This is a genomic window from Paracoccus denitrificans (assembly GCF_900100045.1).
GTDB classification, from domain to species: Bacteria; Pseudomonadota; Alphaproteobacteria; order Rhodobacterales; family Rhodobacteraceae; genus Paracoccus; species Paracoccus denitrificans.
The window spans coordinates 1-6,256 of record NZ_FNEA01000067.1 but is presented as its reverse complement, the minus strand read 5'-3'; the positions used below and the strand labels follow the sequence as shown (position 1 = coordinate 6,256).

The window sequence follows — 6,256 nt, the reverse complement described above, 5'->3', positions numbered from 1 at the left end:
AGCTGCATCACATGCGAAGCACTCGCATCGGCAGCGGAAACCACGATGGACTCGGCCACCGGAACGCCATGCGCGGCGGCAACGTGCTTGGCATTGATCTTGTGCATTGCAAGCGCCGAGGCCATCACTCCGGAATGGGTATAGGGAATCCCAAGATTTTCCAGCAATCCCTGGACCGCGCCATCCTCGCCGCCGGTTCCGTGCAATGCGTTGAAGACGACGCTTGGGCGAATTTGCAGCAGCTTTTCCGCGATATCGTCCCGCACCTCGACCCGTGCCACACGGTAACCCGCCCTGGCCAAGCCTTCCGCACATGCATGTCCAGATGAAAGACTGACGGAGCGCTCCGAGGAAGTGCCTCCCATCAACACGGCAACGAACGGATCCATGACAACCTCATTCTGCGTTCATACACGGAATAGACTCAATAAATGCGGGAAGCTCAATGATATTCAGGTGTCTCTGCCAGAAATTTGCGGGTTATCCAAAACAAATCAACCCATAATGGAGATAAGCCACCATTGGTTTAATTTCGGGTGGGGCGTTGATTGCATATTGACCTGCCGGGCTCAATGCGGATAGATCGGGTGCAAGCCTGATGAGGCTGAAATGCGGTTGTAGCTCGGTTGGTTAGGGTCAGGACCCATTGATTTCCGGGTCTCGGCATGATTCACGGCTCGAAAATTGAGCGGTGACCATGTCTGATCTTTTCTGGCTGTCGGATGCGCAGCTGTCGCGTCTTGCCCCCTTTTTTCCAAAGTCTCACGGCAAGCCCCGCGTCGATGATCGACGCGTATTGAGCGGGATTATCTTCATAGATCGCAACGGGTTGCGCTGGCGGGACGCCCCGAAAGCCTATGGGCCACACAAGACGCTCGTAGCAGGCGAGTATCTCGCCACCGCTGAAATAGCCTTTGTCGGCCAGGATATGCAGGTCGTCGCGCCGGAGGGCAGTCTTCGCGGCACCCGCCATGGAGGCAAGCTGATCACGATCATGGCCCTGATTGGTGACCTCATGCGCCACGATCAGATGGGTCTCGGCATCGACAACGCTTTGAACATTATAGCCCACATGCCCACTATGCTGCGCCCACATGCCCACTATGCTGCGCCCGCGTGGCCATGGCGCGGGCGTCCGGGTCTGTCAGAGATATCTGCCCATCCGGCGCCGTTTCCAGCTCCCGGCGCAGCGTTATCATACGGTCCATTTCCAGCCGGACGCGATGATAACGGCTGGTCAGATGGGCGATTTTTTCGGCGCGTGCCTCGCCGGTTTCCTGCCGATCCGCTCGCTCGGCCTCCTCGATATAGCGGCCGACCTCTTGCTCCAGATGTGCCAGGCGGCTGGCGATCTTCGCCTTGGTGAAGTTCCGGTCGCGATTGTTGACAGCCTTGAACTTGCTGCCGTCCACGGCAACGCAGACGCCCCTCAGCACGCCGATCCGGCGGCAGAGCTCCACGAACTCGGCACAGGTCCGGCGAATGGCCGGGCCGTTCTCGCGCCGGAAATCAGCGATGGTCTTGTGGTCGGGCACCAGCCGCCCGGTCAGCCACATCACCTCGACATTGCGCCCTGCCTCGCGCTCAAGGCGCCGACTGGACGGGATGCGGTTCAGATAGCCGTAGATGAACAGCTTGAGCAGCACCGCCGGATGATAGCCCGGCCGCCCCGTCCGCGCGGCTGCATGACGATGAAACCCCAAGGAGGCCAGATCGAGGTCATTGACGAAGAGATCGACGACACGGACGAGGTTATCTTCGCTGACCCAGTCCTCCAAACACTCGGGAAAAAGCGTTGTCTGATCCCGGTTCGCGCCCTCGATAAAACCCGACATGCCAAGCCTCCCAACCATGTGGAAGTGTAGCATAAACAGGAGTTTTTACACAGCCTCCGCCCTTACGACTGACTACTCGCTCTTCAGCAATGTCCAACTCTCCACGCCAAACCCCTGTGCCACCCTGTACAGGTTGTCGATGGAGATGTTCTGCTCTGACCGCTCGACTGCGCTGAGATAGGTCCGGTTCAACCCGCATTCATGCGCCAGGTATTCCTGCGACCAGCCGCGCTCGGCCCGCAGCCTGCGCATGTTGCGCGCCACGATGTCTCGCAGAGGGCTCTTGGGCGTCGTCTTCATGCACAATGCTATTGTGCGTCGACGCTTTTAACTCTACCTGTTTTAACATTCATTCGACATCCAGGAGCCCCCGCCATGCCCCACCAATGTCCGCATTGCATGACCGAGATTCACGCCGAGGCCTCCACCTGCCCCGCCTGCGGGGCGATCCGCGGTGTGTGGGGCCGCTCGGTCGAAAGCTGGCGCCAGGCATCGACCTTCATGCTCGGCGTGGCCGCATTCTTCGTTCTTGCCGGCATAGTCTTTGGTACCTGGGTTGCGTCGGTCGATGACCGGACGACCGCATTCGACGGCTTGATCGCCTTCCTGTTCCTGTCGCCCTTCATGCTGTTCGCCGGCGGCGTCGGCCTGTTCCTGCGCTATGTGATCCCCCGGATGCAGGAGGGCTGGTACCGATGATAGGCGCGAAGCGGAAACCCACCGTCGGTCCGAAGCGCACCTCGATCTGTCTCAGCGCCGAGGCGCACAAGTCCCTGCGGATCGAGGCGCTGCGCCGCGACATCACCATGAGCCAGTTGGTTACGCAGGCGCCGGCCGATGCCGGCATCGACATTCCGCCGGAGGATCTGGAAGCATGAAACACCTGTTCACGGCCGCGCTGATCACCCTTGCCAGCCCGGCCTCCGCCGCCGGCTGGTATTTCGAGGCCTCCGTCGAGGGCGGCGCCGAATACTGGACCTTCACCAACGAGACCGGCGAGGTCAGCTCGCGCCGGGTGCGCGGCAACGAGATCTGGATCACCCGCACCGACCAGATGAACGAACTCGACGCCAACGGCACCTGCGATTTCAACAACTGCCGCGTCAGCGTGACGCTGGACGGTCGCAATGCCGAGGCAGGCGAACGGGTCAGTATCCGGTTCTCGAATGGCGAGAAGCTGGATTTCGTGGCTGCCGGCGGCGACATCCTGCTGAGCAATTTCGACACGGCCGGCATGGGCGCGACCAACCTCTTCGTCCACAATGTCCGGCGGGCGGAATGGGTCGAGATCGGCTTCGGCGGCAAGCGCCACCGCTTCAGCCTCGCCGGATCGGCGGCAGCGCTGGACGCGATCCGGCCATGGATGACGGGAGGCAAGCAGTGACCTCCCATGGGACCATGCACGCAACCAACGGATATCGGCGTAAAGGGCCTGACTATCTGAACAACCCGGACATGGTTGCGTTCACCATCGGTCGGGTCGTGATGGCCAAGATGACGACCGGCCGCCCCCTCAGCTGGAATACGCTGCGGGCGCGGCTGATGCGTATCGCTGAAGGAGATATCGTCGATCTGCCTGCCGGCGTGAATGCGGAGATGGCATTGGCGGCCCTGCGATATCTTCCCGCGCTGCCCGAGGTGTCCCGGTTCAAGGGCTGAGGGCAGGAACCTCACGTGGTGAACGGGGTTCCCACCCAAGACATGGGCCATGCGAGGTTCGGGCCACCGCTTCAGCCTCGCCGGATCGGCGGCTGCGCTGGATGCGATCCGGCCATGGATGAAAGGAAACAACTGATGCCCCCGCAACCGTTCAAAGGCGAACTGCCCGCATCGATCTTCCAGCCGGATGAGGTCAAGGCGCGCAACTGGTGGGCCGCGCTGACCGAGCCGGAGCAGGAAGAGCGCATCTACGACCTGACCCAGGTGCTGGAATTCTACGGCATCGACCTGCCCGACAGCGATGAGCGCTGGATGATGGCCTGCTGGGAAAATGAATTCGCCTGACCCCGTCCCTACGGCCCCTCGTGATGCGAGCGGGCCGGGGTCAGGCTGCGCGCAAACCGCATTCCGACCGCCCCCAAGCGGCTGGGGCGGAATGCGGTTTGCGGCCGCCCGTCGGGCGGCACCCTTCAAGCTGCCGCCGACCAGAAGTCTCCCATCTCCAACCCGGCTTGGCTGCGCTTGCACTGCACCGTTGGTTGTCATGCATAAACCCGGAGAGATGTAGCGGGCTCAGCTGGGCTCATTGAGGGAAGCCCGGCAGCGGATAGAAACAGCAGTCCACAAAATAACCTTGCAAAACGGGAATTAATCTCCATAATTGCAAGGATGTTGATCGAGCGCCGCATAACCAACACCCTAAAGTTCCTGCTGGACGACAGCCCCGCCGTTGCCCTGCTGGGGCCGCGCCAGGTGGGCAAGACCACGCTGGCACAGGAGCTGGGAGACGAGCGCCCCTCGCTCTATCTCGACCTCGAATCCAGCGCCGACGGGGCCAGGCTCTCGGACCCCGAACTCTACCTTTCGGCGCATGAGGACAAGCTGGTCATCCTCGATGAGGTCCAGCGGGTGCCGGACCTGTTCCAGAACCTGCGCGGCCTGATCGACCGGGGCCGGCGCAAGGGGCTGCGGGCGGGCCGGTTCCTGCTGCTCGGCTCGGCTTCCATCGACCTGCTGCGGCAATCCGGCGAGACGCTGGCGGGGCGGATCGCCTACGCCGAACTCGCCCCCCTCGACGCGCTGGAGGTTCCTGCCGCCGATCTGGACCGGCTCTGGCTGCGCGGCGGCTTTCCCGACAGTTTCCTCGCCAAGGGCGATCAGGCCAGCCTGCGCTGGCGGCGCGACTTCATCCGCACCTATCTGGAGCGCGACATTCCCGCGCTCGGTCCCCGCATCGCGGCCGAGACCCTGCGCCGCTTCTGGACCATGCTGGCGCATCGGCAATCCGGCCTGTCGAACGCCGCCGAGCTTGCCCGCGCGCTCGGGGTCGATGCCAAGACCGTCGCCTCCTATCTCGATCTGCTGGTCGACCTGATGCTGGTGCGCCGCCTGGAGCCCTGGCACGCGAATATCGGCAAGCGGCTGGTCAAGTCCCCGCGCATCTATGTGCGCGACACCGGCATCCTGCATGCCCTTCTGGGGCTGACGACGCTGGATGACGTTCTTGGCCACCCCGTTGCGGGGGCGAGCTGGGAGGGGCTGATCATCGAGACCGCCCATGCGCTGATGCCAGAAGAGACGCAGGCGCAGTTCTACCGCAGCGGTGCGGGGGCCGAGGTCGATCTGGTGCTGACGCTACCGGGCGGCGCGGTCTGGGCCGTCGAGGTCAAGCGCAACCTTGCGCCCAAGGTCGAGCGCGGCTTTCACTCGGCCTGCGAAGACCTGCAACCTGCGCGGCGGATCGTGGTCTATCCGGGGGATGAGGCTTTCCCGCTGCCGAACGGGATCGAGGTGATGTCGCTGCACCAGTTCGGGCAGGATCTGCTGGCGCTTCATTCGTAGGCGATGCGTCCGCCCATCGGGCGGCGTCGGGGGTCGATCTTCTTCCTGGGCGGAGGAAGCTGGGTACCGGGGCGCAGCGCCCGGTCCGACATTTTGCGGGTGGTACGAAAGTACCGGGCCCCGCAAAATAATAGTCGGTCACTAATATTTGGCGAAATCGCGAAAAGTAGGCCACTCTGGGCTATGCGTTGGACGAGAATGCTGCCCGCATCCGCCTCGGTCAGATGCCCCCGGACAGATCGTCCATGAAGGTCTTTTCGTCGGCCATACGGCGGAAGCCGGCAGCCCTGACCTGCGCCTGAAGCGCTGCAATCGGCCCGCGGAAGCCCGGCACCGGCTCGCTCGCGGCCAGGCTGTCGTAAAACCTGCGCTCTTTCGGCCCCATCGCGCCCAGATCGTCGGCCGTCGCCAGCATATAGAGCCGGCGGCAGGCGCGGGCATCGAGACTTGTCGCTTCGGTTCTGCCGGCCGCGAGCCGTGCCAGGACCGGATAATCGCTGAGCAGATAAGTCATCACCAAGCTCTCCATGCTCACGGGGCGCATATGCCAATATTGCAATCCGTTCATCGGCGCATGTCCCTTCACAGATGCCGTGCGTGACCTCGGCCCCGAGGCCACCATTCGCCTTCCGTATAGTCCCAGACTTCCTCCAGATCGCCCGTTGCCGCGACGGTAAAGGCCAGCGCCTTCATGCGTTGCGGCCGGCCATCTTGCGGGCAATGAACTGGTCGAGATCGAAGCCTTCCGCACGGCCGGAGTCCTCTCCGGTGATCAGGGCGTCCTGGAGGGCCTTTACCTTGGCCTCGTGCTCCTCCAGAAGCCGCAGCCCCGCCCGCACCACGTCGCTGGCCGAGCCATAGCGGCCGCCCTTCACCTGCGCGTCGATGAAGCTGACGAAGTGATCGCCGAGCGAAACCGA

Annotated in this window: 10 protein-coding genes and 2 pseudogenes; 7 read left to right on the top strand and 5 right to left on the bottom strand. The window is 63.0% G+C overall.

Features of this window, described 5'->3' with window-relative positions; genetic code table 11:
* Positions 1-389 (bottom strand): D-alanine--D-alanine ligase (locus tag BLT64_RS25505; RefSeq protein ID WP_496559553.1); only part of this gene is annotated, 389 nt, incomplete at its 3' end.
* 308 nt (positions 390-697) lie between these two features.
* Between BLT64_RS25505 and BLT64_RS25500 the strand changes: the two are divergent.
* A pseudogene (locus tag BLT64_RS25500) lies at positions 698-877 on the top strand (transposase); the annotation flags it as partial.
* Here the strand turns inward: BLT64_RS25500 and BLT64_RS25495 are convergent.
* Both BLT64_RS25495 and BLT64_RS25490 read right to left on the bottom strand, forming a co-directional pair.
* A pseudogene (locus tag BLT64_RS25495) lies at positions 875-1,835 on the bottom strand (IS1182 family transposase); the annotation flags it as partial. The pseudogenes BLT64_RS25500 and BLT64_RS25495 sit on opposite strands and share 3 nt — an antisense overlap.
* Positions 1,836-1,907: 72 nt before the next feature.
* Positions 1,908-2,135, bottom strand: coding sequence for a helix-turn-helix domain-containing protein (locus BLT64_RS25490; protein ID WP_011748684.1), 228 nt, complete (start codon positions 2,133-2,135; stop codon positions 1,908-1,910).
* Positions 2,136-2,234: 99 nt separating this feature from the next.
* On the opposite strand from BLT64_RS25490, the gene BLT64_RS25485 reads away from it, so the two are divergent.
* The 6 genes from BLT64_RS25485 (at position 2,235) to BLT64_RS25460 (ending at position 5,336) form a co-directional block, all read left to right on the top strand.
* Positions 2,235-2,534, top strand: a complete 300-nt coding sequence (locus tag BLT64_RS25485; protein WP_232290463.1) for a zinc ribbon domain-containing protein — start codon at positions 2,235-2,237, stop codon at positions 2,532-2,534.
* Entirely contained in the window at positions 2,531-2,713 is a 183-nt protein-coding gene (locus BLT64_RS25480; RefSeq protein ID WP_041529962.1) for a hypothetical protein, read from the top strand. Before BLT64_RS25485 ends, BLT64_RS25480 begins: the two co-directional genes overlap by 4 nt.
* Complete coding sequence (locus tag BLT64_RS25475; RefSeq protein ID WP_011748682.1) at positions 2,710-3,219, top strand: DUF1176 domain-containing protein; 510 nt, start codon at positions 2,710-2,712, stop codon at positions 3,217-3,219. The genes BLT64_RS25480 and BLT64_RS25475 overlap by 4 nt, the downstream gene beginning before the upstream one ends.
* Positions 3,220-3,233: 14 nt before the next feature.
* Positions 3,234-3,494 carry a hypothetical protein gene (locus BLT64_RS25470; protein ID WP_232290462.1) on the top strand — a complete coding sequence of 87 codons (261 nt, stop codon included), beginning with the start codon at positions 3,234-3,236 and terminating at the stop codon, positions 3,492-3,494.
* A 135-nt stretch (positions 3,495-3,629) separates the two neighbouring features.
* The gene (locus BLT64_RS25465) at positions 3,630-3,839 is read left to right on the top strand and encodes a hypothetical protein (RefSeq protein ID WP_011748680.1); all 210 of its coding nucleotides are present in this window, start codon (positions 3,630-3,632) and stop codon (positions 3,837-3,839) included.
* Positions 3,840-4,163: 324 nt separating this feature from the next.
* Positions 4,164-5,336 carry an ATP-binding protein gene (locus BLT64_RS25460; RefSeq protein WP_011748679.1) on the top strand — a complete coding sequence of 391 codons (1,173 nt, stop codon included), beginning with the start codon at positions 4,164-4,166 and terminating at the stop codon, positions 5,334-5,336.
* A 220-nt stretch (positions 5,337-5,556) separates the two neighbouring features.
* On the opposite strand, the gene BLT64_RS25455 is transcribed toward BLT64_RS25460, so the two are convergent.
* Positions 5,557-5,904 (bottom strand): hypothetical protein, encoded by a 348-nt coding sequence (locus BLT64_RS25455; RefSeq protein WP_011748678.1) that lies wholly within the window; start codon positions 5,902-5,904, stop codon positions 5,557-5,559.
* 121 nt (positions 5,905-6,025) lie between these two features.
* The coding region (locus BLT64_RS25445; protein WP_217633926.1) for a type II toxin-antitoxin system ParD family antitoxin at positions 6,026-6,256 on the bottom strand (231 nt) is incomplete at its 5' end.